The sequence below is a fragment of the Mycolicibacterium aromaticivorans JS19b1 = JCM 16368 genome (assembly GCF_000559085.1).
Lineage (GTDB): Bacteria > Actinomycetota > Actinomycetes > Mycobacteriales > Mycobacteriaceae > Mycobacterium > Mycobacterium aromaticivorans.
Genome location: NZ_JALN02000003.1, coordinates 166,205 through 191,653 on the forward strand (window position 1 = coordinate 166,205; position 25,449 = coordinate 191,653).

Below are 25,449 nucleotides of genomic sequence, written 5' to 3' on the forward strand. Positions count from 1 at the left end.
GCGATCGAAAGCGCGGTTCAGCGTCCGCCCCTTTTGACCGGAATTTCACCAGGGCAAAGGATGTTGGATTTGTTCCCGCAGAATGTCGCCGTGGCCGGCGTGACGCGCGAGGTCTTCGATCGCGAGAAGGTAGATAAATCGCAGATTGATGTTGCCGAGGTGGGGGTGTGTTCGGACCTCATCGAGATCAAATTTGGCAGCGATGACGCGGGAACGCTCGCTGGCAGTCTCAAATTCTGCGATCACGTCGGCCACGGTTTCTCCGTCCTCGACGAGGAAGCTGGTATCCCCGGCTGTCGTACCTCCGCCGCATTCGTGTTTGGGCACCCCACCCAAGATGTGCTGAAACCAGATCCGTTCAGCGACGGCAGCGTGCTTGAGCAATCCGATCGGGGTGGTCATCGACGCGACGCAGCGCCGTCGGGCGTCAGCATTTGAGAGTCCCCGCACCGTGTTGACTAGTTCGGCCCGATTCCGGTCGAGGGCGCTCTCCACTAGCCGGCGTTCAGCCCCGGTGGTGGTTTGGGGTATCGACCATGTTGTCACTGTGGGCTCCATTTCTGTTGGGGTGAAACATCTAAAATGTCTGCGGTACCTGATATCTGAGGATTCGAGTTGCACGGCATACAGCCCATAAGTCGAAGACTTTCAACCCACGGAGCGCCGAAAGAGTCGGCAGTCCGGCGAGAACGTGTGAGAGAGCCGGAAGCGGGCTAGTTGCGCTGCGCTAGCTGACCGGCAATTTGGGCGACGACTCAATAGTCGGAACAACGGACGATGGCGTGCTTGGCCCAAGCTATGTAGCCCAAGCTACCAGTTCGCGACCTGTTGGCGGGTCTTGTGTTGCGAACGCGCTCATCTGGCGTTCTCTTCATCACCGACGCCGACGACCCTGGACACAGCGTCACATGAGGTCGAAACGGTCATTCTGTGCGCCCGCGAAGGACTCCGTCCCATGACGAAGGCATCCGGGTAGATTTTCTTTGCGATTCAAGGACGTTGCAACGCTCGGGTATTCGGACGGGCGCGGTCTAAGCCCTCGCCATTTCCTTTCTGCGAAGCCGTATTCGGCGTGTTGTCCAGAAGAATTGCTTCGGGTCGGAGCATTAGTAGTCACTGGTGATGGGTACGGGTGTCACAGCGATATCGAAGATTGCATCGCGGATGCCCACTGCTACAGCGCCACTCATCCAGGCAACACCGATCAAGCACAGCGCCAAGGTGATGCGCACCAGGTGCAGGGATTGTTGGGACTGGGAAATCTGAGTCGTCGGACTCAGATCGACCACCTCGGCCGGCTCCAACGTCTCGAACACCGATGGCGCGGTGAGGTCGTCGGGCCCCAGTGGCAATGTGAGATCTACCGGCAGCGGCGGCGGGGTCAGGGGCCACCAACTGGCCGATCCGTCAACGGCCAACCAGCCGTTAAGAATTCCGTAGATGCCTGCGGCGGCGAAGGTCGCTGGGATTTGGGCCAGCACATACGGTGCGATGACGGTGGCGGCCAGAGTGTCGTCGGGGCTGTAGAGCAGTGCTGTGATGGTTCCGATGCCCACCGCTGTGCTCAGCAGCGCCGGAATCGGGTAGGCGCGCAGACGCTCGGGAATGAATCGCAGCGTGTACTCGTACAGCAGCCGGCCGGCCAGCCAGCCAATGGGGGTGAGCACCGCGCAGACCCCAATCACGATGCGCTCGAGAATGATCTCCACCGTCGAGCCTCGACGGGCCCAGTGCGGGTGCATCACGTTGTCGTCGTAGGGACTTGGCCGTGCACCCGCCGCCAAGCGGATGCGCTTGCGGATCTGGCGGTTGAGCAGCTCGGCGCGGCGTTTCTGGACGTTCCAGATGCCGGCGTGCTCGGCGATCCATTCGCGACGAAGCTCGTCGTACCGATCAGGCATCACGTGACCCATTGCATGTTCCCCTGTTGTTGATTTTGTTTTTTTCTGCCAAACTCGACAGGCATAGGCCGAGCGTAGCCGCTGGTACACAAAATGTCGCCAGTCAGTTGAGGGGAGAGGTCCACACCATGGCTCTACTCGCGTTGAGCGGCATATCCGTGCTGTTCATAGCGCTTTTAGCGGCGGGACTGTGCCTGGGCGGCACGAGCTCCGCGGTCGCACCGACGCGGACCGCACGAGCGCCCATCGGCATGCCGGTCGCCAGCGAAAATAAGCAGTACGCGAACATCCCCCTTTTAGTTACCGGTGTTCACCCGGTGATGTCCTCGGCAGCTTGCTGGCCCGGGGTATGGGTGGGTCCCGCGCCCGTCGTCCACGCCCATCCCGCAGCCTCGCCTGCACCCGCACTAATGCAGCGCCGCCACCCGAGCACCGTCGCGGCCCGCGTGATCTCGCATCGGGTCCTGCGATGAGTGCCGACGAGCTGATGTCTGACGAGGAGTGGGTCCGTGGACTGCACGGCTCCGGCACCGACACCGCCTACGACACCGGGGGCGACTCCGACCTAGCTGAGGTCGATGTGGCCGCGCTGATGGCCGACGACGACGATCCCTCGACCGGTCCGGTCGATCTGGATTCTGACCGCGATGAGGCTGACGGGGATCAGAAGCCCGCGCGTTTCGACCACAAGCTTTTGTGGGGCTTTGGCGGCGTAGTGGCTGCGGCTGTAGTCGCCGCGCTGGTGGGTGCCGTCGCGTTCTACTCCACCGACGCACCCGAGCCGACCCGCCCGGGCGGATCGCTGAGTGAGCCGCAGGCGGTAGCGGTCGCGAAGGCACCACCGTCGCCTGCCCCTGCGGCGGGTCCCGGTGTGGACCGGCCGTTGCCCTATACCGCCGACGCCCAGAACAGCTGCGCCGAAGGCTCCACGCCTGCGCAGACGATGTCGGGGATGGATCCCCATAACGCGTTCGTGTGCGTGCGGGCAGGCGGCGACGGGCAGGTCATCACCATCGACCTGGGGCGAACCTACGTGCTGACGGCCTTCTCATTGACCCCCGGTTGGGTGGGCCAAGACGCCAGTGGCGTCTCGCAGTGGTCGCAGCACCGGGTGGTGACCATCGTCCAGTGGAGCTTTCCCGATGATCCGAGCCTCCCACCGGTGATGCAGAACACCCAGAACGTTCACGGCGAGGCGGTGCAACCGATCAAACGTGTTCTCGCATCGCGGATTCAGATGTTAATTCGGTATACCTCGCGCCCTCCGGCCAATCCGGTCGCGACGCCGACACCGGCCCCCGGCGGGGGATTGACCAGCGTGTTCGGTGATTCGGCTCCCAGCGTCGCCCCACCGCCGGCGACGGACCCGGTTACGGGGTCGAGCAGCGACGGGTCCGATCCGGTCGACGCCACCTTCGCCATCAGCGCATTGAAGATAATCGGACACGAGGCGGTGTGACGCAGATGAACGACCACTCTGACGAGTACCTCATCCCTCCGACCATGCGGTCCGACCCCGATACTCGGCGGCGGCAGATCAGCCAACTCCTCCATGTCCTCGCCCCAACGGCGGCGTTGTGTGTCGTGCTCACCGCAGGCCCAGACATGATGGCTGCATCCCCCGCCGCATGGGCCAAAGGCCCGTGGAATCTCGTGCTGGCCATAGGGTTTGGCGTCCTCGTCTGGGATATGCGAGCACTGTGGCTCCGTCGTCGCGCCCGGCGCGCCCCGGCGACCCTCCCTGTTCATTCAATCGGGCACGCGTTCCGCTTCGCCGAGGACGCCTTGGGCGTCCGCGCTTGGCCTTCGGGTCGCGGCGACTACGTCGGCCACCGGAGCGCCGCGGAGATCGACCGCGACACCAGCGGAGTGTGGGCGTCCTACGCCGTGCAGCCGCTCGCGGCGTTGGCGTGCGCAGCATCTCAGCCACGAAAGGACGGCGCGATGGAATGGCTGGTGCACACGGTCACCCGCCTGTCCTGCGCCGACTCCGACGACGCCTGGCGGGACGCCGCGCACGCCGTCGCCGCCACTACAGACCCGACGATGCGCGCATCGTTCTTTCGGACCATGAATATGGAGCACCGTCAACGGCAGTCCGTCGCTCTGGTGATGCGTGACGCCGTGCTCGGTGTGAACGAGCTGGTGGTCCAGCGATGAAGCTCAATCGGACCTGGACCGGGCGGGTGTCGACGACGTCATCGGCGCTGCGACGCTACGGGACGATCGCGCTGATCGTGCTGGCAGCTCTGAGCGGTGTGCACACCGTGTGGGACTTCCTGTTCGGTGAGCCCACCGACGTTGTCACACCGGCCCGCACGGTGGTGAACAAGTCCGCTGTGGTGTCCTCGTTCGCCGAGGATTACGTGACAACCTGGCTGACCGCGACCGCAGCCACCGCGGCCTCCCTGAACCAATTCGTCTCGGTCAACCCCGCCGACTTGAACCTGCCCACGACTCCCGCCGTGGTCCTGGGATCGCCGTCAGTGGTCGCCGTGACCTACGAAGGAAACGCCGGCAAAGACGCTGAGGCCGAGGTTTTTTCAGTTGTCGTCGGTATCAACGAACGCCCGTACGAATCAGCCTCACCGACCCGCTACCTGTACCGGGTGCCGGTGCTGTGGTCGCGTTTCGGGCCCCGGGCCACGGGACTGCCTTTTCAGGTCAGCGGGCCCGGCCCGGGCGCCAACCTGGGCGTGGCATATCCGAGCACACTCGCGAGCACCGACAACGCCTACCAGGTGGTGTCGGGATTCATCACCGCCTACCTCACCGGCACCGGCGATGTCGCCCGCTATGTGACCACCGACTCCCTGCTGGTCGGCATCGGCGCGCCCTATCTGGCGCGCAAGGACGACAAGGGCAACCCGCTGCCATTGGTCACCTCGGTCACCGCGACCGGACCGGTGCCGGCCCAACCCGCCGAGGGCCAAACCGTTCAAGTCTTGGCGCAGGTGACCGCCCTGACCTCGCAGTACGCCAACGTCGCCATGACCTACCCGTTGACGTTGCGGGGCGTGGGCGGCCACTGGTCAGTGGCCGGGATCGACCGCGCACCGCTGCTCTCCAGTGACGACAACATCACCCCGGTGGCGCCACCGAGCGCCACGCCGACGAATTAGACAGTGCAACAACACCTCTGAGAAAGGCCCCTGACATGATCACGACTACACTCGCCGCTGGTGACCTCTTCACCGCGATCCCGAACCTGTTCAATGACGCCCTGATGCCGGGCGCCCTCTGCTTGATTGCGGCGGGCATTGTCGGCGCAATCGTTGGCCTGCACAAAGGTTTTGGAACCGCAGCAGGCAAGCTAATCGGCGGTATCACATTGGCCGCCATCGCGCTCGGTTCTGTCGGGCTGACCGTGTCAATCGATCACACCCTCAATAAGCACGGCGGCAACGTCCTCACCGGTCAGTACGGACAGTAATCACAGCACCCGCCGCCACACACCTGTAGATGGGGGAAACCACGATGGCAGAAGAGTCCGTGCAGACAGCGAAATCGTTCGCTGATGTGCTGAACTTCCCGAAACGGCTGGGCTTTCTCGACGAGCACACCCGGCTGTGGCTCGGACCATGGGGTCTGTGGGACGGTGCTGTATTCCTTATTGGCCTGGCCGTCACCGGCGGGGGGATGTACGTCTGGTTCGACGACGGATATGCGCGCTGGATCTGCATGTTCGGCCTGATGTTCACTGCCATAGCGACCTATGCAGCGCGTCAGGTCCCCATCTCGCGACCCTCCCCGCGATATCGACTGTGGTGGGCGTTGAACTGCTTCATCGGCAGCCAGTCCCGCGCTGCGCTCTCAGGCAAACGTGACGTGTGGAAGTCACCCCCCAAAGCGGTCATCGACAATCTGGTGTTCACCAGGGGCGGCGTGTACGCCGATTTCATCCTCGCCGAACAACCCAGCGGGATGCAGCGTTTCGACGCGCGGCGCGCTGTCGCCGCCGATCACCGGCCGCTGGTGCGCCAATTGCCGTCAGGGATCGTGTTCTGGGGCATCTCACCCCGCGTCGACGCCAAGCGGCTGCAGCAGCGCATGATCGCCGGCCGCGAAGATCAACCGCGCTGGATCCGCGAAGTGCGCGAGTGGGAGCCCTTCCTGACCGAGAACCCCTTCTACGAGCAGGTGTTCGGCGTGCGTGTTCCGGTGGACGCGGGGATGGCGGGTCGCACAGCGACCGGTTCGCTGGCCAAGCTGACCAGCGCGGTTATCGGCCGTGACGAAGATGCCCCCGAGAGCCTGGACGCGCTGCGCGAAATGGTCGCCGAAATCCTGGGCAAGATCCCGGCAACCTTCGCACCGCGTCCGGCCACCCCACAACAGATCATGTGGCTCTACCAGCGGCACTGGACCCGCGGCGCGCACACCCAGCCCTTTCCCCATGAAGCTGGGGGGCCGCGTCGGCTGGCGGGAAAGGACTTCGCCTGGATGATGCCGGTTGACTTCGACGAGGGCGACCAGCAGCGGCGTAAACAGCACCGCTCCTGGTGGCGGCGACTGTTCCCGTCGTTTCGTCCACTGCTGGTGCTGCGCGGACCATCCGGGGAGAGCTACCAGAGCATGCTCGCCGTGGCCGAGTTGCCGCGTGGCGGCCTGAGCTTCCCGGGCGCAGAGATTTTGCAGGCGGCCTACGACGTCGACATCACCGCTGACGTCGACTGGTACCAACACGTCAGCATCACTACCCGAGAACAAGAACTGAGTGCCGTCGACCGCGCACAACGCAACCTCGACGACCAGTCCTTCCAGATGTCAGGCACTCGCGACGCCGACCTGGCCCGACGCTACGCCGCCGGTGAGGAATACGAACAAGCGCTCAACGCCAGCCAACTGGAACGCGGCGTACACGCTACGACGGTTCTCGCCGTCGGCGCGGCGACCGCAGCGCACCTCACCGACGCCGTCCAGCAGCTCAAGACCCATTTCGCGGAGGAACTAGGCACCGCGCTGTCGGCGCGCCACGGCGCACAGGCGTCTTTATGGCAGCTTGGCCAGCCAGGCAGCGAAGGCAACGCCCCACGAAGCCAATTCAAGCAACCCACCACGACCGAGCAGTGGGCCCGGTACGCCCCGCTGGTCGGCTCCCCGCTGGGCCACGACACGGGCATTCTGTTCGCCGCCAACCTAGCCACCCAACGTCCCCGGCCGGTCCTGCTGGACTTCGAGGGCTTCAAGGACCGCCGTGGCGCGCCCGGCATGTTGTGGATCGGACCTCCCGGCGGGGGAAAGTCGCTGTCCTGCAAGCGCGTTGTCGACGCGCTTATCAAGCGAGGTCATCAAGCGTCGATCATCGATCCGGGCACGCTGGGGGAGTGGATCCCCGCACTGGCGCACCACGGCGACCGTGTCCTCACCATCAACCCCTACACCAGCCGGTGGTCGCTAGACGGGTTACGGATCTTTCCGCGGGAGCACGCCGTCGAGCACACCCTCGATCACCTGCTGCCCATGATGGGCATGGACGCCGTGTCGGCGCCGGCGCGCCAGTTGGGACGGCTCCTTCGGCCCGATGAGCGGGTGGCCGATTCACTCGGCGAGCTGGTGCGCTACTTCAAGAGTCTCGACCGCGCCGCCTACGCCGAGTACGAGGAACTGGCCGACAGCCTGATCTATTTCTCCGAAAAAGACTATCTGCGTGCGATGTTCGACGAATCGTTGCCGGTACCACCGATCGCCGATATGGACGCGGTGATCTGGCAGATGGCCGGCCAGGAGTTACCGACGACCTCCGAAACCGATCAGGTACACCTCTACAAGCGCCAATCACCGCGCGCCCGCGCTGGTTTGGCGATCTACGGCATGATCGCCTCTTTGACGCGACTGTCCTACACCGGAGCTGGCCGCCGCCCGGGCGCGTTCGGTTTCCTGGTCACCGAGGAGGCCCGCGAGTACTTCGCGTCCCCGGTCGGCCGTAAGGACGCCGAGCGCATGGGCAATCAGGGCCGCAAGGAACGCTACGGCCTGCTCGGCATCTCGCAATACCTCGAGCACTTTGACGGCATCGGCATCCAGAACCTGCCGATGCGGGTGATCACCCCGTTCAAGCCCACGGACCTCGACTATGCGAAGGCGACCTTCAAACGGCTGGGAATCGACCCGGGCGAGTACCCCGAAGTGCTGCGAACGCAGGTCCAACCCGGTCGCGGGTGGGCCTACCTGTTCGACGATCTCGGGCGGATTGGGCTAGTGGACATGCTGCCGCCGGTTCAAACGAACCTCCTGGATGCCTTCGACACCCGCGACATGGAAGTCCAAGGGCAGGAGCGGGCCGCATGACCGAGCTGCTAGCCGCGTGGCTATACACGCGACCCCGGATCCGCCGCGTCTGGTTTGTGGTGCAGGCGATCTGGTGTGCTTCCCTGTTGGCTGTTGCGACCGCACCGACGGCCACCGCCGACACCCTGGGCTCGGCCTGGTCGTTCACCGGGCTGCACGACAGCTACGGCGTTCCGATCGGCCAGCACTTCGTGTCACTGCCGCCGCTGATGGAAATGATCGGCTCCAACGGCCCGGAATTTGGCGTCGACCCAACCACCTGGGGACCGGCCATCATGTCGTCGCTCAACACCTCCATGACCTACGCCCAACTCAACATGGTCCTGGCCTGGGAAACCGCGTTTCTGATCGGAGTGTGCTCGGTGGGCATCTGGCTCATCAAGTTCGCGCTAGGCGTGCTGTGGCTGGCCTGGTTGGGCGCGATCGCCTCCCCGATCGTGGACACCATGAAAGCGATGATCGAACGGATGCACCTGTTCGAAGGTGGCATCTTATTCTCCATCGTCGTCGGCGGAATCCTCTGCCTCACCACAGGTTTCAGCACCGGAATCGGCATCATCTTGGGCGGCTTCGTAGCCTTGCTGCTGTTCTGGCTGCTGCTGCGGGACCCCACCGGCGAGCTGATCAGCGACAACGGACTGCTCGGCATCGGCCGATCACTGGGCTTCTCCCTGGCCCAGGGGGTTGTCCACAACGGCCCTGTCGCCGCAGGCGGCACCAGCGCCCAGCTCGACACCCTCACCTCCTGGATGGTCGACGTGCTCGTCCGAGACATGGTGGAGCTGGTCAACTTCGGTCAACTCATCGACGACATCCCGGGGTGTGCGAGCGCCTACAACGGTGCGCTCCTCAATGGCAGCGGCGCCGCTCAAGCGGTGAAGTCCTGCGCTCCCAACGCCTACGCCCACGCCCTACACCTCGACGCCACCACCGCCGGGTTGTTCTTCATCATCAATTGCCTCGTCCTACTGATTCTGTGGGCGCTCGACTACATGGGCATCGAGGCGTTCCGGGTCGGCTTTAAGGCCTTCTGGAATCTGTTCATCGTCGTCCCCGCCGTAGCTATTGCAGCGTTCCCCGGCCCGCCCCGACAATTCGCCAAAAAAGCCGCCGGCCGGATGCTGTTGCACGGCGCGGAAATGATGGCCGCCACCGCCGGTCTGGGCATCCTCGTCTTGGTCATGGCCAGCGTCACCCGCGGAACACTGCCGGGAACGATCGGCATGACCGCGCCACTGGCCAAGGTGCTGGTGATGGTGCTTCTTGCCGTCGTGGGTTCTTTGGCCTTCCGCTTCGCCCTACTGCGGGCCTTCGGCGATCACGGGATTCCGGGCCCTGTGCGGGTAGCCAGGGGCGGATACCGTGCGGTCACCGGAACCGCCCGCACCGTCAACGAGGTCGAGTACAGCGGCCGGGTGCTCAACACGTGGCGTGGACGTCTCAAAGACCGCCGCAACCAGTCGGTATCCGGTCAGGGGCAGGGTGAGCACGGCGGCCCAGGCGCACAGCCGCCAGGCCGCAAGGCACACCCCCCGACCAGCGGGCCCGGACGACGCAACGGGCCAGACCCACGCTTCGGTAGCGCCCCGACCCCCTCACGCCCGGGCGGCGGTCCAGGAAGCGGAAGCGGGGGCGGCGTCCCAGCGCGCGGGCCCGCAGCACCCACGTCGGGAGCATCGGCTACTGGTGGCCAGGCGGCCACCCGAGCCGCCGCCACACGCGGTGCCGCCGAAGTGGCAGCCCCCGAGGTCGCAATCCCCGTCGCCGCGGCCGCGTCGCTGCGTTCCCGCGCCCGTGCCCACCACCACGACAGCCGCGAGGCACATGCACCGGCCCGGTCACAGGGTGGATCGCCGCCGCAGAACACCGCAGTCAACTCCTATCGAAACCGCGACGCACACAACGACGTACCGATGACGCGGCCACCGAGGCCGGATCAACCAGATCCCGGTGATCAACCACCACCAGGGCGCTCAACGCCCAACCCGTAGCCGGGTAGCACCCCTAACCGTCTTTTGCCTCAACCGAGGAGGACCACCATGACTTTGGCCATCTCTGACCATCACGCTGACCTGTGGACACCCCCTACGTCAGCACCGCAGCCGCGCATGCAGCGCGCAGACCTACCGGTGCCCCGTGGGGCGATATCAATCGCGCCCGGTTCAGCGTTCGCCAACCCCTACGACACCCCGGCACTGACCGATGATCAGCGTCTCGGAGCGCTCGTGCGCTACGCGGTGACTCTCGCCGGCCAAGCAGACCGACTCCCTGAGATCGCCGCCCTGCGGGGGCGGGACCTATCGTGCACCTGCGCGTTGGGCGATCCAGGATGTCATCGCAGCGTGTTGCTGGACCTGGCCAACCCGCCGAGCTCGCTCTACGCCGCGACCGGTAGCGCAATGGGCCTCACCTTGCGCCGCCCCTGGGCCTCCCTGCTGCTTGTCCCGGAACGACTGAGTGGCAAGACAATCGAGAACCGAACATGGTCAACCGACTACCGCGGACCGGTGCTCATCTACGGCGGCACCCGCATCGACAACGCGGGGGTGAGGGCAGCCAGCAACGCCGGCATGAACGCCGAGTGGCACACCCGCCAGCAGGGGTGGCTGGGCGCGGCGGTCCTGGTCGACGTGCACCGCTCTCGCGGGTGCTGCCGACCGTGGGGCCAGCCGAAAGGCCGTCCCGACGTGCCGGTCTATCACTGGGTGTTCATCCATCCCCACCGCCTCGCTGACCGCACCTGGGGCCGCGGTTTCGTCGGTTTGCGACCCACCCCGTGGTCGGTTCTGGTCCGACGCAGCCTGCTCAACCCCACCACCAAGAAAGGAGGGCACTAGCGATGACTGCCCTGTTCGATCACGACATCTACAGCGACGACCACAGCGACCGAGCAGCGCAGGACCGCGAAGCGCTGCGGGTGGAGGCGGAAAAGAAAGCCCAGGAGCGGGCACGGGAGCGCCGCAATAAGCTTGTCCGTCGAGTCGATGTACTCGACGAACTGCTCGACGGTGAGGTGGAGTTCCTGGCCGGTTCGCCGTCGATCGCTGACGTTGCGGCCTTCTTCGACATCGGCGCTAGCGCCTTGAACCGGCTGCTGCGCATGTTTCCCGACGAGTTCGCCTTGGACGGGTGGAGCGCACCGCAGGTCCGCGGCGGCAAGGATCGGTGGACCGATCGGGCGATCGTGCGAGCCGCGCTGCTGCTGGATGAAGTGCCGTCAGCGCCTGCCGCCGAGATTCGCTACCGTCTCGACGTAGCCGCACTTCCGGTGGCTTTTTCGAGCCGCGAGTGGCGAATCGGACAGTGCGAGAGGCTTTTTGCTCAGGCAATGGCGGTGGTTGAGGATGTACACGGGGAATCGTCGCCGGTGGATATCTGGCGCCGGTTTCAAGAGATGCCGCGCTATGAACTTCAGGCACTCACCGTTGCGCTGGCCGCGTTGGTACCTGACCAAGTCCCCGGCACCGGGGCGTTCTTGCGGACGATCGGGGGGCGGCAGGGACGAGTCGCCGAAGGGCTGGCCCAGCTGATTCCGGTGCGGTCGAACCTCCATGAGCGCCGTCGCCGCGCCGGCCGCGAACCGCGCTCATCCGAGCCGGGCGGCGTCGCGGTCATCGCGCGGCGTGGGCGGCGGCGTTGACCACCGCCGACACCATCGCACTGCGGGACGGCCTGCTCGCAGAGCTTCGCCGCAGTCCTGTCCCGCTGTCCACAGCCGAACTGGCACAACGAATGCCGTGGAAAACGGAGCGGACCCACGCTCAGTGCGCTCAACTGTGTGACCTCAAACGGCTCGGGCCAGGAATCAGAGTCGTTGAGTGCCACACGGACTGGCACATCGTCGCCTACCGCCGGACCACTCACGGCTATACCGGCATCTATCGGCACCTGCGCAGCCTGGAGGGCCACGGCCTGATTTGCAGGACGATTCGAGATGGCCGCAAACGGGTCTGCTGGACCGTGGTGGAGCCGCCTGTGCTGCCCGTGTCGACGGTTCACGACACGGGCCTACTCGACGAGGACGGCTCTGACGACGATGACCGCCCACCCGAGGACCTCGATCCCAACACCGCACACCAGGTGGCCTGCTGAACCGCCAGCATGCCTCCAGACCCGGCCGCAGACGACGTCTCCACCCATTACTTGCGAGAGGACCAACTGACGATGGAAGCGAGCATTCAGCGCTACCCCTGGGCGGTGCTGGCTATCCGCGCCGCCGCCGTGAGCCTGGCCGTCTGCGTCGGCGCGGCCAGCTTCCGTTTGAGCTTTACCGCGCTCGCCGACGTCGCGGTACGGTCGCACGTCCCGCCCGATCAAGCCTGGCTGTGGCCGTGCACAGTCGATGGAGCGACCCTGCTGGCCACACTCGGCGTCGTGGTGTGCATGTCCGACCGGGGCGCTCGACGATTCTTTTGGGCCGTCCTAATTGGTGGATTGCTGGTCAGTATCGGCGGAAACGACCTGCACGCAGTCTTGCCGCCTGAACAAGAACTGCCCTGGATGCTGCGCGCCGCTATCGGCGCGGTCGCCCCGATCGCGGTTGTCGTCAGTATCCACGGCCTGACCATCCTGATGCGGGTGCGTCGACCAGCCGCGGCCGCCGACCAACGCGCCACCACGGCGGGCCAGCACGAGACGGTGCGTCCGCGCAACGTCGCTGCACCCGCACCTCCACACGCCGAGTTGTCCCCTGCCACGACCGATGCGGACAACGACGGCCGCGGCCCCGACACGACCCAGGCCACCGAGGCGATTCCCGACCACACTGACAATGAGCCCGCTGACCGAGGAGGGCCGGTGCTGCCCTACGTCGACATAGCCGACAAAGTGCTGGGGATCATCACGGTCAAGGACATCGACCGGGAGGAGGTCGCAGAGGTTTTGCGGATGAGCTACGAGCACAATCTGCCCAACCGGGACATCGGGCGCCGCCTGGCACTGCGGCACCACACGGTCGGCAAGATCATCGACGCGAGTGCACAGGTCCTCCGCAATGAGCCGTTGGCCAAAGTGTCCTAGTGCGCCGGGTGTGCGTGGCTGGTGCCCGCGGCACCACCGGTCGCCAGCTAACAAAACTGGTGCGCTGCTGCCACGGGCGCGCCACCTATCATCAGAGTCAATGGACTGGGCCTGGGTGGACCCATCCGACCACGACGAGCCAGTTTGGAGGGGGTAACCGATGCCGATTCGTTTCGATGCCGCCGCGCTGACCACGGCGGCATCACAGCTGACCGCAGACGCCCAGCCACATACTCCCGCAGTTGCTGAACCTCCCGGGGTCGACATGACCTCTGTCTCGGCAGTAGCCCAGCTCAATGGCGCATCAGCGGCCCTAGCCGCGTTGTTGACCCACGGCTCAGCGGTGCGCGAGGTCGGCGCCCTGGCGGTGTCGGGTACCGCAGCCACGCTCACCGCCCAGGACGACGCCAATGCCGCGGGCATCAGCAGCGGCACCGCGCCCACCCTCGCGGCAGCCCCGACGCAGATTCCGACGATCCCGACACCGAGCGTGCCGAGCATTCCCACCGTTCCCGCCGCGTTGACTCCGCTGCCCGGGGAGGCCCATTCACACGCCCTCTACGGCGGTCCTGGATCGTCGAGCCTGCATTCCTTCGCCGACCAATGGACGCAGTCGGCGGCGCAGCTACGTCAAACGGCGGCAACCACCACGCAGGCCGCCGACGCGATCGACGCGAACTGGGAAGACGGCGACCAGCGTGCCGGCGCGAACACTCGCCGCCACGGTGAATGGTTGTCGCAGATGAGTGAGCACGCAGAGACCCTCGCTAGCCACGCACGCTCGCTCGCGCAGAATTTCGAGACCGCAAAGCACAGCACGCCAAGTCCACAGGAATTCACCCACGCCCGCCAAGAGCTCAAGCAAGCGATGGAACGCTTTCAAAGGACTCGCGGGGCCAATGCTGTTGAGGTGCAACAGAAGACCCAGACTCTGGCCCGCATGCAAGCCGAGGCCACCGCCTCAGCCGCGGACTACCACACCTCCGTCAGCAGCAGCACGCTCTCAGCGATGGGTGACCAGATTAAGACCGCACCACCGATCGCCGGCGGTGGAGGCGACTTCGCCGGGCGTGACGGCCACGGCGAGGTTGATGCCGCGTCGTGGAAACCGGGCGATAAGCGGCACTACCCAATCGTCCGCGGACCCAATGGATTGGGGCCAGCCCAACCCGCCGATGGCCCTGGTTGGGTCGAAATCGGGCCGCGCTCAGGCAATTTCGTGCGGTCCGATGAACTGCCCGACCTGAAGATCCACAATCCAGGCGAGCTGGGGCCGGCGCCGTTCTACGACCGGGGCGGCGGCGAACATGGCTGGATGGAACTGGTGCCGGGCAGCGGCGCATGGGTGCCGGACAATGAATTCCCCGACGCGGTAATCAAGAATCCCGGTGCACTGGGACCCTACGGGTACGAGGAATACCTACCCGGATCCGGCATCTGGCTGCCCCGAGAAGACCTCCTGCCAGACCCCAGCGATCCAGCCCCACCCCACCTCGGTCAGACCATGCCCGCGTAAATGGCACCCAGACGCTCAGCCGTACGGCTAGATGGTCTAACCAGTGCGCGACTAGGAACGTCGATTCGAGACACGCGGTGTGAGACGGGAAACGAGACGGCACGACCAGCGGTTATGGGCCGGGGAGTGGCGGCCGATAGGGTGTCTCAATTCTCTAGTAACGAGACACTCCCCATTGGTCGTTACTCTCCTGGGCATCGCTTTGGAGGGTCAGGGAAACTTAGGTCATGCCAAACATCGAAGGCGCTGGGCAGACGCCGTGGCCGGGCCGCTCGGTGGAACGTCGGCACATTCTCGCCGCGCTCAAACAAATCGAGAGTGTGCAACGTGAGGGCGCCACCGAGGTGGAACCAGCGCTTCTAGCCCTCAACCGCACCAGCGTGCTGTCGGTGAGCAATGATCAGAACCTGTGGATGAGCCTCGGTGAGGGGGCGTGAAAGTGGGCGCACCTTCCCGAGGATGATCTGAATATCCGAAGGTCCGATCATGAGCCGGCGTTGGCGCGCTGGTTCGGGAAGGTACGCCCATGCTCACCGTAGTTCACGATGCCATCGAGGCCAACGAAAGCACTGGCGGTGCTGGTCGGTCGTTGTTGGACGAGATCGTCCGCGACGGCGCCCGTCAGATGCTGGCCGCCGCGTTGAAGGCTGAGGTCGCCGCCTACGTGGCCCAGTTCGCCGATCAGCTCGATGAGAAGGGGCATCGGCTGGTGGTCCGCAACGGCTATCACCAGGCCCGCGAGGTGCTGACGGCAGCCGGGGCAGTTGAGGTGAAAGCACCGCGAGTCAACGACAAACGCGTCGACCCCGACACCGGTGAACGGAAACGGTTCTCCTCGGCGATCCTGCCGGCCTGGGCACGCAAGTCACCGCAGATGAGCGAAGTGCTGCCGCTGCTGTACCTGCACGGGCTGTCCACCAGCGACTTCACCCCCGCTCTGGAGCAGTTCCTGGGCTCGGGTGCCGGGCTCTCGGCCACCACGATCACCCGGCTGACCAGCCAGTGGCAGGACGAGGCCCGCGCGTTTGCCGCCCGGGACCTGTCGGGCACCGACTACGTCTACCTGTGGGTCGACGGCATCCACCTCAAGGTCCGCCTGGACCAGGAAAAGCTGTGTCTGCTGGTGATGCTCGGCGTGCGCGCGGACGGCCGCAAAGAGCTCGTGGCGATCACCGACGGCTACCGGGAATCGACCGAGTCGTGGGCTGATCTGCTGCGCGACTGTAAACGACGCGGCATGACCGCACCCGTGCTCGCCGTCGGCGATGGCGCACTCGGCTTCTGGAAAGCGGTACGCGAGGTGTTCCCGGCCACCAAAGAACAGCGGTGCTGGTTTCATAAGCAAGCCAATGTGCTTGCCGCCCTGCCGAAATCAGCGCACGCGTCGGCGTTGTCGGCGCTCAAGGAGATCTACAACGCCGAGGATATCGACAAGGCCCAGTTCGCGGTCAAGGCCTTCACGGTCGACTTCGGGGCCAAGTACCCCAAGGCGGTCGCCAAGATCACCGACGATCTGGACACCCTACTGGAGTTCTACCACTATCCCGCCGAGCACTGGATCCACCTACGCACGACAAATCCGATCGAAAGCACCTTTGCCACAGTACGTTTGAGAACCAAGGTCACCAAGGGGCCGGGATCACGTGCGGCTGGTCTGGCCATGGCCTACAAGCTCATCGACGCCGCCGCGGCCCGCTGGCGTGCCGTCAACGCACCACACCTGGTCGCCCTGGTCCGCGCCGGCGCGGTCTTCCACAAGGGCAAACTGCTCGAACGCCCCACCGAAATCACCCCACCGACACCGCCCTCAGACGGCGATCAGCAAGCCGGAACGGAGGTCGCCTGAAACACGCCGATCCACAGGTATTGACAATTCCTCGCTGTCGGTCAATGGCGCCCAGTACGCCGGCATCACCCTTATCGACGAAGGCGGGATCCGGACACTAGCCGCGACCCACGATTACCCCCGCCTACTCGACGATGTTCAACGAGACGTCGGCCAAGGACCGTGCCTATCTGCGGCCTGGATTCAACACATCATTCGTATCGACGACCTCCCCGAAGAGATGCGCTGGCCCCGGTATCGAGACGCTGTCGTGGCGCAAACCCCAATTCGATCGGTGTTGTCCATCCGTCTCGCCGACCGGGGGAAAGCCATCTCCGCACTGAACTTCTACGCCGACGCCGCTGGAGCATTCGACGACGACTCGGTTGAACAGGGCTTGATCTTCGCTTCCCACACGGTGCTGACCTGGACCGCATTGGACCGCGAGCAGCGATTTCAGAGCGCCCTGGCCAGCCGCGACGTCATCGGTCAGGCCAAAGGAATGCTGATGGAACGTTTCGACATCGACGCCGTAGCCGCCTTCGAACTCCTCCGCAAACTATCCCAGGAACGCAACGTCAAACTCGTCGAGATCGCCCAGCGACTAATCGATGCCGACCACTAGCAAAAGCTGACGACATCCCCGCACGGAGACTCCTCCCGGACAGGCGATATGAGGTCAGCCTGCCGCCTTCCTCGCTCACCTAGAGAACCCAGGCTAGACAGCTGCATCGCCCGGGGGTACCGATGACGGATTTAGGGCTTTGACGCCCTCTGTTGCTTGGTTGATGATGCGCCGGGCGCTGCGAAGAAGCTCGTCGGTCTGCTGGCACAGCCGCGCGTCGACGTGCTGAGCGTGGGCGTGTAGGCGGTGGCTTGCGCGGCGCGCTCCTCGATCATCACTTCGGCGGCAGTGATGGAATGGCTGCGCGGCGGGCTGCCGTCCATGGTTCCAACGCTAGGGCATCATGCCCGGTCATTTCCCGCCGTCGAAGCGGTCCGCCACGCGAGACAAGATGTGATCGGTCTCGATTCTCTACATTCGAGACACCCGGCATTGAGCCAAAGCGTGCAATGCGTGTCAGCATGAGCTGTGGCAGTCGACGCCTTCCTTGCGCCAATCGCGGTGTGGCACGACCTCGGCTTTTCGGGTTACCTCGTCAGCGATCTCGGGCGAGTAGACGGGACACCCAATGCTGATCTGCGCCACCATCACTGTGTCGGCCGTAAATCCTGCTCGGTCATCGATGAGCCACTCGGCCGCTGCATGCTATTCAGCACCACCCTGCTGCAGGAGCTCGGAGCTGGCATCGGCACCTATCAGAACCTGCACGCCTCTCGCCGCCGAGACCTGATCGACCTTTCTGTTGATCACGCCGGCAGCAGCCACGCAGCGACGCGTTGGACATATCGACTACTACCGCTTCGTTGGCGGACTATCGACCCACCGGAATACGTCGACCCCCACCTGCAGCTCGGCATCTGGCCCGATTAACCATGACCCCTTATCCGTCGCCTCCACCTGCGCGGATGTCAGGGAGAATCGCAGGTATGGACGAAGGCGGTTTAGTACACGACTCGCTGGGCGGAGCTTCGGCTTGGTGGTGCGATCCGCAAGAGGTCATTCGCTTCGCACACGTTCTTGTCGACGCCGATCAACTCGGCGGTTGCCAGCACCAAGTCATCACATTCTTCGAGACACCCTGGGAGTGGGACACCGAGTACCGAATGTGGTGTGAGGCCGCCCGCCCCACCAACGACGGATCATCCGCAGTCGCCTTCGCCGCGCTCTGCACCCGCTTTGGAAGCGGCATCGACGAAGAACACCCCTCGGAATACTCATCACCACGGCGCTGGCGGTCCTGGTCCACCCAGATCTGACACAGGGCAGGAGATCCAGCCCCGTACCGCGAGATTCGAGACGGGAACTGATCAATCTCGAATGGGCCTTGCCCCCATGTAGTGGACACGGGATTTGTGGTTATGCGGCTTCGGGCAGCGTAGCCGGTGTCAGGTTCCTTTCGTAGGTCGCGGGGCTGGAATGACGGCAGTAGGAGTGCCGTCGTGTGGTGTTGTAGCGGGCCAGCCACCGAAAGACCTCACGGCGGCAGATCGCCGCGTCCGGCCAGCAGGCACGGTCTTGCAGAATCTCGCGCTTGAGGGCGGCGTTGAACGATTCGGCCAACGCGTTATCGGCACTTGACCCCACCGCACCCATCGACTGGACGACCCCCAGATCGCGGCAGAGATTCGCGAAATCCCGTGAGGTGTACTGACTTCCATGATCTGCATGGAATATTGCACCAGCCAGTGAACCCCGCAGTGCAGCAGCGGCTTTGAGCGCATCGATGACCAGTTCGGTGCGCATGTGATCGGCGATCGCCCACCCGGCGACCCGCCGTGAACAGCAGTCGATCACGGTGGCCAGGTACAGGTTGGCGCCGGTCGCCAATGGCAAGTAGGTGATGTCGCCGACGTAACGGGTGTTGACCTGCGCGGCGGTGAAATCGCGTTTGAGCAGGTCGGGGACCTTCTGGTTCGCCGGGTCCGCCACGGTCGTCTTGACCCGACGTCGGCGTCGATAACCGGCGATCCCGGCGCCGCGCATCACCCGAGCCACCCGCTTGTGGTTGACCCGCTGCCCCTCGGGCGCACCGTCGTTGAGCTCGGCGGTGATCCGCGGCGCCCCGTAGGTGTTGTCCTCGTCGTGGACGGCGCGGATACGCTCGGCCAGCGCCTCGTCAGCAGCCCGACGGGCCGCTCGTCCGTCAGCACCGGCCAACCACGCGTAGAACGACGAACGCGCAACCTCGACGACTGCGCAGAGCCACTTCACCTCGAAGGCGTGCAGGTGGTCGGCGACAAACTGAAAGCGGCTCACCAGTTCGTCTCCCCGGCGAAATATTTGGCCGCCGACCGCAAGATGTCACGCTCGGTGGACAACCGCGCCTCGGTGGCGCGTAACGCCTTGACCTCACTGCGGAGGCGGGCCAGCTCCTGCTCAGGGCTCTCGGCCCCTAGCACAGGCTCGGCCACTACGACACCGCGGCGGTGCCGAATCGGCACCCCGGCCGACTTGCACCACGCCGAGAGCGTGGCCTCGCTGACACCGAGCTCGGCAGCGATCTGGGCGATCGTCGCGCCCTCGGTGTCCCGGTAGAGCGCGACCGCGTCACGCTTGAACTCATCGGGGTAATTTTTCCTTGCCATCGGGTTGGATCATCTCGCTTCCCCCAGCACATTCCTGGGATTGAGCGTGTCCAACACACGGGGTCAAGTCCCAATCTCTCATGTGAGACTTTCAATGATGGTGTCAAGCTTTCGACGGGTCGCAGAGCATCGGCCTTGGTTCAAATTTATTCGTGCTGTCTGACGGTGGCATCGGACCGCTTTGGGCGCGATGATGCTCGGGTGCCGAGTTTGGTTCCGCCCGCGATGGCTGCTGGGTCGTTGTGCCGGTCGCCTCAACCGTCGGTGCCGGTGGGTACGACAGCCGTACTGCGGGCGTGGCAGCTGTCCGACGCTGAGGCTGTGGTGCAGGCTTTTGGCGATCCCGAGATTCAGCGTTGGCACGTGCGGCGCTTCGATTCCGTGAATGAGGCGCAGCACTGGATCACGGGCTGCAACGCCGGCTGGGCCGAGGAGTCGGAGTTGAATTGGGCGTTGGTCGACCGCGCCAGTGACTCCTTGATGGGTCGTGTGTCGCTCAAGAGCGTGAAGCTTCATGACGGGTCTGCGGATGTGGCGTACTGGATGGTTCCTGCGTGGCGCGGACGGGGTTACTGCTCGCAAGCCGTAATTGCCTTGTGCCAGTGGGCATTCACTGACGCGGGTTTCCATCGGCTCGGACTAGAGCATTCCGTGGCGAACGTGGCGTCGTGTCGAGTCGCGACGAAAGCCGGATTCCACGCGGAGGGCATTCGACAAGAAGCGGCGTTGCACGCCGACGGCTGGCACGACATGCACGAGCACGCCTTGCTAGCCCATCACCTGCCCGACACCTGGGCGGTCTCACAAACTTGGTGACCGCGATTCAGGCCCCCAAACACTGGTGATGGGAGGAAGCGGACGGTTGAATTTCAGTTCGTGGTGGGTCACTCAGCGATCTTGATAACGGGCATGTCGGGAGTCGGGAAGTCGACGGCCTTGATCGAGCTGTCGCGACGTGGGTTCGCCACTGTCGACACCGACGATGACGGCTGGATTGACGTCGTAGATGGGGAACCGATGTGGCGCGAACCGTTGATCAACGAGCTGCTCAACCGGCGGCGCGACAAGCCACTATTTGTTCAAGGCACCGTTATCAACCAAGGACGTTTCTATGACAAGTTCGATGCGATCGTGTTGCTAAGTGCGCCAATAGATATCGTGCTTGACCGCTTGGCTCGACGCACAAATAACCCGTTCGGTAAGACACGGGCGGAACGCGAGCGAATTGCCGACGACATTGCTCACGTCGAACCGCTACTGCGTCAGGCGGCCACCCACGAGATCGACACAACCCGTTCGCCCGCTGACGTGGCCGACGCATTGATCGATATCGCACGCACTTCTCAACTGGCAAAATGTGCACCGATCGCCCCGCATGAACCGAAGGAAACCGCCCGGTAGGGGAGTTGAGGGACGGGGGTGACGCTGTGTGGATACGGTGAAGTGATGGGGCAGCTGTACCCGCCGATCGAACCGTACGACTCGGGCATGCTCGACGTTGGCGACGGTAACCACATCTACTGGGAGAACTGCGGAAACCCCGACGGCATCCCAGCGTTGACCATCCACGGCGGCCCCGGGTCGGGCAGCGTGCCCGGGATGCGCCGACCGTTCAACCCCAAGCGTTACCGCATTGTGGCGTTCGATCAACGAGGGTGCGGCCGCAGTACACCGCACGCCGGTGACCCCACTGTGGATCTGAGCACCAACACCGCCGATCACCTGATCGCCGATATGGAACGGCTGCGCAACCACCTCGATATCCACCGATGGATGCTGGTTGGCTGGTCATGGGGCACCACGCTGGCCCTGGCCTACGCCCAAGCCCACCCGACCAGCATCACCGGACTGGTTCTCACGGCGGTCACGACGACCAGCCCGAGCGACGTCGCATGGATCACCCACGACGTCGGTCGCCTGTTTCCTGCCGAATGGACACGGTTCCGCGATGGCGTACCCGATGGCGAGCGTCACGGTTCCCTGGTCGACCAATACGCTCGGCTGCTGGCCAGCCCCGATCCGGGAATTCGGGAAAAGGCGGCTCGGGACTGGTGCGACTGGGAGGAAAGCCATATCAATCTTGGCCCCGAGCCTAAGCCGAACCCGCGATATGCCGATCCGCGATTCCGAATGTGCTTCGCCCGCTTGGTCACGCATTACTGGCGGCACGCAGCTTGGCGAGCAGAGGGCGAACTCCTCGACGGCGTCAGCCGGATCAAGCACCTCCCGGCGGTCCTCATCCACGGCCGCCTCGACCTGAGCTCCCCGCCCGATGTGGCTTGGAAGTTGTCGCAGGAATGGCCAAGTGCCCAACTGCACATCGTGGCCGACGCCGGCCACTCCGCAGGAGGAACGATCTCCGACCACGTTATTGATGCCCTCGACCACCTGGCGACCGTTGCTTCCGGAGACGAGGGAGACTCTCAATGATGGCGTCAAGATTCGACGCCCTCGCGTGGGACGCAGGGCGAGCACGACCTCGACGATGCGCCGAGCGCAGACTGCAAATATGGCTGTTACCCGACTGGGGCAAGTGGTGCTGCTCAACGGGGCGTCGAGCTCAGGCAAGACCACGATCGCTCGTCAACTCCTGGGCGACTTCGCCACCCCCTGGTTCCATATGGGAGTTGACATGTTCGGGGCGATGCGCGCCGAGGAGCGAACTCATCAACTGGAACCGTCGGAGCTTCGGGAGGTTCTACGCCGCACCCGTGCCGGGTTCCACCGTGCGGTGGCCGGTATGGCCCAGGCAGGCAACGACATCGTGATGGACCATGTTCTTAGCGAGCGATGGCGGCTGCATGATCTGTTGATCGTAATGCAGGGAGTCGATGTCATCTTCGTCGGTGTTCACTGCTCGGCCGCCGACCTCACTGAACGCGAACGACGTCGACACGACCGAGTGAGCGGCACCGCCGTCGGTCAGAGCGCGCAGGTTCATACACACGGCCTCTATGACGTCGAAGTTGATACGAGCACCGCGACGGTCGAACAGTGTTCCGCGCAGATCCGAAAATACTTGCGACTCAACCCCAGCCCGACGACCCGCGCTTTCGATCGCCTCCGTGATCTCGATGCTGCGGATAGCGCGCCGTGAAGGACGGTGTCATGGTTCAGCGACGCGGCGAAGTGCCGCCCCTGTTAGCGGCTCGACGAACCGCCACCAATCGCCGACGTGACCGCTGGAGCGACCGGCCATGACTGCCTCACCCCCTGAGCCCGAAGGGAATGATGCACAACCAGTTTGGGCCGATGAACGCGTCACGGTGGTCGACTACGACCGCCGTTGGCCTGAGCTGGGGGCACGCGAATGCCACCACCTCCACCGGTTGCTGACTGCTTGGCTAGCAGGCAACGGTCTGGCTGGCCAGTGACGTACAATACAAGCTGGCCGGCTCGGAGTGGTTGCAATGGCCGATTGCAAGACAACGCATGTTGGATCCCCGCATTGTGGATGATCACGCGGTGTGGGTGCAGCCCCGCACGAACGCTGTCGCTGCACCCATCAGTGGACTCTGCACCGCTAGTGCAGACGCGCCGTCTTTCACTGGCCGACACTTCTTCTGATATGACCGTCTGCCACAGGACGTTGCGTTCGCTGGCCGTGGTGATGGCGGTTGCCGCTACGGTGGCGGCGTGCTCGACGAACGGTCCGCCACGGGGGACAGCATCCTCGTCGCCGGTTGCTCCGCCGCCCGCCGTCTCAGGCGTCGACCACACCGTGGCCGTGAAGTGGTCGATGGCGGACTCGTTTGACATCCTGCCCGACGGCACGTGTGCCGGACGAGGCGACAACCGCGGAATGAACAACGGCGCACGTCTTCAATTACAAGGCGACACAACGGGATTCACCGACGAGACCAGAGTTACCGCGCGCTTCCGCCGCGCAACACTTAGCAAGAAAGAAGCCCTTATGGATGACGGCCAGTACTGCGTCGTCGAAGGTGTCTTCGCGCCGTCGATGCCGGATCCCGGCGGGTACTCCATCAAGTTCTCCGGCACACGCATCCACATTGACCACCTGGGGAAGCCAGGCAGCGGCACACCGTTTGGACGACCAGATCCCCCGCCCGGCTATGGCGTGTACAACATCAGTACCCAGAGATGCCCGAGCCTGCTCGACCCGCCCGATAAGGACTGCTCCGACTAAGCCAACTGAGACTGTCCTGCAGAGATAGCGGTGCTCCCGCGCTCATCGGCTATCGGGACGTCCCCGGCACACCAATCGATGACGCTAGATTTGAGACGTGCAGTCGGTAGGAACAATCCGGGAGTGGCACACCGAAGAGGGGTGGGGAGTAATCGACTGTCCCGACACCCCCGGCGGCTGCTTCGCCCACTTCAGTCACCTCTTCCATGAAGACTTACCCCCGCTAGGGCCGGGTGAAGTGAGGGAAGTCTCCGGCGGATTCCTTGAGGCCTTCGAGGGCGAGACCGTGGACTTCGACTGGCAACCAACTGCCTACCCTGGCAGCCAAGACGGTTACTCCTTTGTCGCCATCACCGTGTGGCCCCGCGGGCGCCCAGCACCACACCGCACCATCCGCTACTACAAGGCCGGCGAAAGCCCCTAGTTCTCACGGTATTCAGGCCCTGATCCCCGATAGTGCCTAGGGGTGACGGTGCGCCGGTTAATCGGCGGCAAGCGCCAGCGCGGGAACTTCAATGAGCACAATTGTTTTTGCTCCTGAAGCTACAGCTACGAGCGAGCATCAGCGAGCCCTAAGGGTCAGCGGCACGATCGCCGCGGGCTTCATGGCCTCTCTCATGCTGGCCGTAGGGTGCGACCGCTTCAGCAACGAACGCCTGTCCACCGACTGCAACCACGTAAGTCCACTGGGCACCATCCCACCATCGATGCGTGAAACGTGCCGAGGGGTCTGGATACCAGCCTGCGGCTGGCAGAGCGACTTGTGGGGGCAGGCGGGTATGGCTGCTCTGCCTGCAAAGAGTGTCGTCGGCAACGCTTCGACGCTCCTCTCCCTCGGGAGGTCGTTGTAGTTGCACGTCGACGTCTTGCAAAATGTTCAAGTTGAGCGTCCAATCGACGCGCGAACGTCGTTGCCACTCAACGAAAGCATGCCGTACATGGCGCTCTGCGTAGTCTGCCGTCCAACCGTTCACGGCCACAAGTTGCATCAAGGCGCGCTCTCGATGACCGCGAACCTCGGCGAGGCCGAAATGCGTAGCCTCATGACACCACGTGCACAGGCAGACCAACCGCATCAGCCGCTGAATTCTTGTTGCTGCGTCGTAATGCCAGCGTTCATGCGCTTCTAGATGGGTGCCGACGGCGGGTTCCCTTCCGACACCACATGCCTCACACTTCTGGCCCGCGCGGCGATAGATCATTCTGCGCAGCCGATCCCAATCGCTAGGGGCAACGCAACTGCGCACATTGGTGAACCAGCACGACGAAGGAATGAGATCAACGAATAGTCCGCTGCCGAATGACCGGTCCTCACCCGGCAGAAGCTCGGGTAGCGGCGGCCGACCTGCCCAACGCTGCAGCTCCAACATGTTCGGCCTGGGCGCGTACCACGCCCGCTGGCTTGCGTCCCAGCGGGCCCCGCCAGCCTTTGCGGCGCCGTTCTCATCGAACGGCACATCCAGCCACTGCCGAAACTGGGGGCCTGGATCTTGTCTCACAACGCCATTGAACATGACACGGCGGACATGTGGATGGC

Annotated in this window: 27 protein-coding genes; 22 read left to right on the forward strand and 5 right to left on the reverse strand. The window is 64.3% G+C overall.

The features are described from left to right. Positions 1-45: 45 nt before the first annotated feature. Positions 46-558, reverse strand: a complete 513-nt coding sequence (locus Y900_RS29120) for a DinB family protein (RefSeq protein WP_036349324.1) — start codon at positions 556-558, stop codon at positions 46-48. A 548-nt stretch (positions 559-1,106) separates the two neighbouring features. Further along, positions 1,107-1,904 (reverse strand): hypothetical protein, encoded by a 798-nt coding sequence (locus Y900_RS29125; RefSeq protein WP_131536378.1) that lies wholly within the window; start codon positions 1,902-1,904, stop codon positions 1,107-1,109. A gap of 466 nt (positions 1,905-2,370) precedes the next feature. Between Y900_RS29125 and Y900_RS29135 the strand changes: the two genes are divergently transcribed. From Y900_RS29135 to Y900_RS33625, 14 genes are all read left to right on the forward strand, one after another. Further along, entirely contained in the window at positions 2,371-3,360 is a 990-nt protein-coding gene (locus Y900_RS29135; RefSeq protein WP_051660598.1) for a hypothetical protein, read from the forward strand. A gap of 5 nt (positions 3,361-3,365) precedes the next feature. Next, the gene (locus Y900_RS29140) at positions 3,366-4,061 is read left to right on the forward strand and encodes a hypothetical protein (RefSeq protein WP_131536380.1); all 696 of its coding nucleotides are present in this window, start codon (positions 3,366-3,368) and stop codon (positions 4,059-4,061) included. Then, on the forward strand, positions 4,058-5,023 hold the full coding sequence (locus Y900_RS29145) for a conjugal transfer protein (RefSeq protein WP_036349333.1): 966 nt from the start codon (positions 4,058-4,060) through the stop codon (positions 5,021-5,023). Before Y900_RS29140 ends, Y900_RS29145 begins: the two co-directional genes overlap by 4 nt. Positions 5,024-5,058: 35 nt before the next feature. Next, positions 5,059-5,334 carry a hypothetical protein gene (locus Y900_RS29150; RefSeq protein WP_036349336.1) on the forward strand — a complete coding sequence of 92 codons (276 nt, stop codon included), beginning with the start codon at positions 5,059-5,061 and terminating at the stop codon, positions 5,332-5,334. A 44-nt stretch (positions 5,335-5,378) separates the two neighbouring features. Beyond that, positions 5,379-8,192: an ATP-binding protein gene (locus Y900_RS29155; protein WP_036349590.1), complete on the forward strand. Its 2,814-nt coding sequence runs from the start codon at positions 5,379-5,381 to the stop codon at positions 8,190-8,192. Beyond that, positions 8,189-10,183 carry a hypothetical protein gene (locus Y900_RS29160; protein WP_036349339.1) on the forward strand — a complete coding sequence of 665 codons (1,995 nt, stop codon included), beginning with the start codon at positions 8,189-8,191 and terminating at the stop codon, positions 10,181-10,183. Before Y900_RS29155 ends, Y900_RS29160 begins: the two co-directional genes overlap by 4 nt. Before the next feature lie 48 nt (positions 10,184-10,231). After that, positions 10,232-11,029: a DUF4326 domain-containing protein gene (locus Y900_RS32065; protein WP_122963552.1), complete on the forward strand. Its 798-nt coding sequence runs from the start codon at positions 10,232-10,234 to the stop codon at positions 11,027-11,029. Between the two features lie 2 nt (positions 11,030-11,031). Next, positions 11,032-11,832: a glutathione S-transferase family protein gene (locus Y900_RS29170; RefSeq protein ID WP_051660600.1), complete on the forward strand. Its 801-nt coding sequence runs from the start codon at positions 11,032-11,034 to the stop codon at positions 11,830-11,832. Then, positions 11,829-12,284 (forward strand): hypothetical protein, encoded by a 456-nt coding sequence (locus tag Y900_RS29175; RefSeq protein WP_051660601.1) that lies wholly within the window; start codon positions 11,829-11,831, stop codon positions 12,282-12,284. The genes Y900_RS29170 and Y900_RS29175 overlap by 4 nt, the downstream gene beginning before the upstream one ends. Positions 12,285-12,356: 72 nt before the next feature. Next, positions 12,357-13,211: a DUF2637 domain-containing protein gene (locus Y900_RS30665; RefSeq protein ID WP_051660602.1), complete on the forward strand. Its 855-nt coding sequence runs from the start codon at positions 12,357-12,359 to the stop codon at positions 13,209-13,211. Positions 13,212-13,371: 160 nt separating this feature from the next. Further along, entirely contained in the window at positions 13,372-14,727 is a 1,356-nt protein-coding gene (locus tag Y900_RS29185; RefSeq protein ID WP_081845453.1) for a PPE domain-containing protein, read from the forward strand. Between the two features lie 227 nt (positions 14,728-14,954). Further along, entirely contained in the window at positions 14,955-15,164 is a 210-nt protein-coding gene (locus Y900_RS32600; protein WP_036349344.1) for a hypothetical protein, read from the forward strand. Positions 15,165-15,253: 89 nt separating this feature from the next. After that, on the forward strand, positions 15,254-16,573 hold the full coding sequence (locus Y900_RS29195; RefSeq protein WP_013472279.1) for an IS256 family transposase: 1,320 nt from the start codon (positions 15,254-15,256) through the stop codon (positions 16,571-16,573). 34 nt (positions 16,574-16,607) lie between these two features. Beyond that, positions 16,608-17,177 carry an ANTAR domain-containing protein gene (locus Y900_RS33625; protein ID WP_420329856.1) on the forward strand — a complete coding sequence of 190 codons (570 nt, stop codon included), beginning with the start codon at positions 16,608-16,610 and terminating at the stop codon, positions 17,175-17,177. Positions 17,178-17,308: 131 nt separating this feature from the next. Here the strand turns inward: Y900_RS33625 and Y900_RS29205 are convergent, their stop codons facing one another. Further along, complete coding sequence (locus tag Y900_RS29205) at positions 17,309-17,500, reverse strand: hypothetical protein (protein WP_036349346.1); 192 nt, start codon at positions 17,498-17,500, stop codon at positions 17,309-17,311. A 145-nt stretch (positions 17,501-17,645) separates the two neighbouring features. Between Y900_RS29205 and Y900_RS29210 the strand changes: the two genes are divergently transcribed. Beyond that, positions 17,646-18,047, forward strand: a complete 402-nt coding sequence (locus Y900_RS29210) for a hypothetical protein (protein WP_036349350.1) — start codon at positions 17,646-17,648, stop codon at positions 18,045-18,047. 56 nt (positions 18,048-18,103) lie between these two features. Next, complete coding sequence (locus Y900_RS29215) at positions 18,104-18,433, forward strand: hypothetical protein (protein ID WP_036349358.1); 330 nt, start codon at positions 18,104-18,106, stop codon at positions 18,431-18,433. A 100-nt stretch (positions 18,434-18,533) separates the two neighbouring features. Here the strand turns inward: Y900_RS29215 and Y900_RS29220 are convergent. Continuing rightward, positions 18,534-19,762 (reverse strand): IS3 family transposase gene (locus Y900_RS29220; RefSeq protein WP_085977995.1). Its coding sequence is split into 2 segments (ribosomal slippage): positions 18,534-19,450 and positions 19,450-19,762, totalling 1,230 coding nucleotides; the frame shifts between segments, so codons are not numbered across the junction. Between the two features lie 225 nt (positions 19,763-19,987). On the opposite strand from Y900_RS29220, the gene Y900_RS29230 reads away from it, so the two are divergent. From Y900_RS29230 to Y900_RS29255, 6 genes are all read left to right on the forward strand, one after another. Continuing rightward, positions 19,988-20,578 (forward strand): GNAT family N-acetyltransferase, encoded by a 591-nt coding sequence (locus tag Y900_RS29230; RefSeq protein WP_051660604.1) that lies wholly within the window; start codon positions 19,988-19,990, stop codon positions 20,576-20,578. 63 nt (positions 20,579-20,641) lie between these two features. Continuing rightward, complete coding sequence (locus Y900_RS29235; protein WP_272945589.1) at positions 20,642-21,163, forward strand: ATP-binding protein; 522 nt, start codon at positions 20,642-20,644, stop codon at positions 21,161-21,163. Positions 21,164-21,208: 45 nt separating this feature from the next. Then, a complete protein-coding gene (pip, locus tag Y900_RS29240) occupies positions 21,209-22,192 on the forward strand; it encodes a prolyl aminopeptidase (RefSeq protein WP_036349616.1) in 984 nt (327 codons plus the stop codon). Positions 22,193-22,295: 103 nt separating this feature from the next. Next, positions 22,296-22,859 carry a chloramphenicol phosphotransferase CPT family protein gene (locus tag Y900_RS31475; RefSeq protein WP_202807798.1) on the forward strand — a complete coding sequence of 188 codons (564 nt, stop codon included), beginning with the start codon at positions 22,296-22,298 and terminating at the stop codon, positions 22,857-22,859. 429 nt (positions 22,860-23,288) lie between these two features. Then, positions 23,289-23,912 carry a hypothetical protein gene (locus Y900_RS29250; protein ID WP_131536382.1) on the forward strand — a complete coding sequence of 208 codons (624 nt, stop codon included), beginning with the start codon at positions 23,289-23,291 and terminating at the stop codon, positions 23,910-23,912. A 97-nt stretch (positions 23,913-24,009) separates the two neighbouring features. Next, the gene (locus Y900_RS29255; RefSeq protein ID WP_036349619.1) at positions 24,010-24,336 is read left to right on the forward strand and encodes a hypothetical protein; all 327 of its coding nucleotides are present in this window, start codon (positions 24,010-24,012) and stop codon (positions 24,334-24,336) included. A gap of 148 nt (positions 24,337-24,484) precedes the next feature. On the opposite strand, the gene Y900_RS33630 is transcribed toward Y900_RS29255, so the two are convergent. Then, positions 24,485-25,426, reverse strand: a complete 942-nt coding sequence (locus Y900_RS33630) for a DUF5710 domain-containing protein (protein WP_081845456.1) — start codon at positions 25,424-25,426, stop codon at positions 24,485-24,487. Between the last annotated feature and the right edge of the window lie 23 nt (positions 25,427-25,449).

Coding starts and splice junctions, on each gene's coding strand:
- Y900_RS29230 (WP_051660604.1), top strand. CDS start 19,988: ATGGCTGCTGGGTCGTTGTGCCGGTCGCCTCAACCGTCGGTGCCGGTG.
- Y900_RS32600 (WP_036349344.1), top strand. CDS start 14,955: ATGCCAAACATCGAAGGCGCTGGGCAGACGCCGTGGCCGGGCCGCTCG.
- Y900_RS32065 (WP_122963552.1), top strand. CDS start 10,232: ATGACTTTGGCCATCTCTGACCATCACGCTGACCTGTGGACACCCCCT.
- Y900_RS29150 (WP_036349336.1), top strand. CDS start 5,059: ATGATCACGACTACACTCGCCGCTGGTGACCTCTTCACCGCGATCCCG.
- Y900_RS29160 (WP_036349339.1), top strand. CDS start 8,189: ATGACCGAGCTGCTAGCCGCGTGGCTATACACGCGACCCCGGATCCGC.
- Y900_RS29140 (WP_131536380.1), top strand. CDS start 3,366: ATGAACGACCACTCTGACGAGTACCTCATCCCTCCGACCATGCGGTCC.
- Y900_RS33630 (WP_081845456.1), bottom strand. CDS start 25,426: ATGTTCAATGGCGTTGTGAGACAAGATCCAGGCCCCCAGTTTCGGCAG.
- Y900_RS29135 (WP_051660598.1), top strand. CDS start 2,371: ATGAGTGCCGACGAGCTGATGTCTGACGAGGAGTGGGTCCGTGGACTG.
- Y900_RS30665 (WP_051660602.1), top strand. CDS start 12,357: ATGGAAGCGAGCATTCAGCGCTACCCCTGGGCGGTGCTGGCTATCCGC.
- Y900_RS29170 (WP_051660600.1), top strand. CDS start 11,032: ATGACTGCCCTGTTCGATCACGACATCTACAGCGACGACCACAGCGAC.
- pip (WP_036349616.1), top strand. CDS start 21,209: ATGGGGCAGCTGTACCCGCCGATCGAACCGTACGACTCGGGCATGCTC.
- Y900_RS29185 (WP_081845453.1), top strand. CDS start 13,372: ATGCCGATTCGTTTCGATGCCGCCGCGCTGACCACGGCGGCATCACAG.
- Y900_RS29215 (WP_036349358.1), top strand. CDS start 18,104: ATGGACGAAGGCGGTTTAGTACACGACTCGCTGGGCGGAGCTTCGGCT.
- Y900_RS29195 (WP_013472279.1), top strand. CDS start 15,254: ATGCTCACCGTAGTTCACGATGCCATCGAGGCCAACGAAAGCACTGGC.
- Y900_RS29155 (WP_036349590.1), top strand. CDS start 5,379: ATGGCAGAAGAGTCCGTGCAGACAGCGAAATCGTTCGCTGATGTGCTG.
- Y900_RS29120 (WP_036349324.1), bottom strand. CDS start 558: ATGGAGCCCACAGTGACAACATGGTCGATACCCCAAACCACCACCGGG.
- Y900_RS29145 (WP_036349333.1), top strand. CDS start 4,058: ATGAAGCTCAATCGGACCTGGACCGGGCGGGTGTCGACGACGTCATCG.
- Y900_RS29205 (WP_036349346.1), bottom strand. CDS start 17,500: ATGGACGGCAGCCCGCCGCGCAGCCATTCCATCACTGCCGCCGAAGTG.